1 protein-coding gene is annotated in these 1,607 nt (G+C 44.3%); it reads left to right on the top strand.

Annotated elements, in window-relative coordinates; all coding sequences use genetic code 11:
* Positions 1-20 precede the first annotated feature (20 nt).
* Entirely contained in the window at positions 21-1,601 is a 1,581-nt protein-coding gene (locus P9687_RS06090; RefSeq protein ID WP_328228878.1) for an IS5 family transposase, read from the top strand.
* Positions 1,602-1,607 lie beyond the last annotated feature (6 nt).

Raw genomic sequence — 1,607 nt, 5'->3', positions numbered from 1 at the left:
TGCACTTGGAGGCTGTTACGATGTACAAAAAGACCGAACATCAATTAACTTTTGTAGATGATTTTTTTCTACCATTCGGTGGGAAATTAAATAAAGAAAATCGCTGGGTCCGTCTTGCTGAAATTATTCCTTGGTGGATGGCCGAAGAAAAGTATGCCAAGTCCTTCAAGAAGAAATTCAAAGGCGAAAAGGCTTATTCTGTCAGAATCGCTCTTGGGGCTCTTTATATCAAAGAACGGCTTGGGCTGTCTGACCGGGAAACAGTCGAACAGATCACAGAAAACCCGTATCTTCAGTATTTTATCGGCTTGCCTGAATTCCAGGAAAAAGCCCCATTCGACCATTCTCTGATGACTCGTTTTAGAAAACGTTTGGGCGCAAATATCATCAACGAACTGAATGAATGGATCGTTCTGGAAGAACAAAAACGCCAATTGGAAGAAGCATCTAAGGAAAACGACAACAATGATGATCAGGATCACGACGATGACGATCATGATGATGAAGATCGTAATGATCATTATCATGATCGTGGCGATCTTCAGCCTTCCGGTTCCGATTCAGAAAAGCATTCAACTGAATCGGCTTCTCCCAAAACGAAGAACAGAGGAAAGCTCATTTTGGACGCAACCTGTGCACCGGCTGATATTGCTTACCCTACAGACCTTGGGTTGTTGAACGAAGCCCGTGAGAAATTGGAACATATCATTGATGTCCTGCATGAACCACACAAAGGGAAATTACGTAAGCCACGGACCTACAGAAAAAGAGCCCGCAAGGACTATCTTTCTGTCGCTAAGCAACGTAAAGCTGGCGCCCGGAAAATCCGGAAAGCTGTAGGCAAACAGCTCGGATATGTGAAACGAGATCTGGAGATCATTAAAAATCTTGTTTCCCAAAGCTCTCTGTCTCTTTTAAGCAAAGATGAATACAGGCAACTTCTCGTGATTCATGAACTTTACCGCCAACAGGCAGAAATGTACAAAAAGAAAACACACCGGGTTGACCACCGGATTGTAAGCATTTCCCAGCCACATGTCCGTCCAATTGTGCGCGGCAAGGCAAAAGCGAACGTGGAGTTCGGTTCAAAAGTCGCCATCAGTGTCGTAGATGGTTATGCCTTGATTGAGCACCTCGACTGGGAAAATTACAATGAAGGGACCACTCTCAAGGAATCTGTTGAAAACTACTACAACCGGTTCGGATTTTATCCGGAAGCGATCTTGGCAGATAAAATTTACCGAAACCGTAATAATCTGGCATACTGCAAATCTCTTGGCATTCGTCTGAGTGGGCCAAGGTTAGGACGCCCATCCAGAACGGAAGACAAAACCTTGGAACGCGTCGCAAGGCAGGATGCCTCTGAACGTAATGCCGTTGAAGGCAAATTTGGCGAAGGCAAGCGCAAGTATGGGCTGGGCCTTATTCGAGCACGCCTTCAGGAGACCAGCGAAACAGTAGTAGCCCTTCAATTCTTCATACTGAATCTGGAGCGCAAGCTCAGGGTTCTTTTTTTGAAATTTTTACACAACACTATTTTATATTTTAAAACTGGGCTTGTATCTGATTCGTTCAGCAAGCTCCAATTATTTATTTTATGATCCGGT

Origin of the sequence: Weizmannia sp. CD-2023, from assembly GCF_036225245.1 — a bacterium.
GTDB lineage: Bacteria > Bacillota > Bacilli > Bacillales > Bacillaceae_C > Weizmannia > Weizmannia faecalis.
Note: the sequence above shows the minus strand (reverse complement) of the source record. Positions and strands in the feature narration are given on the sequence as shown.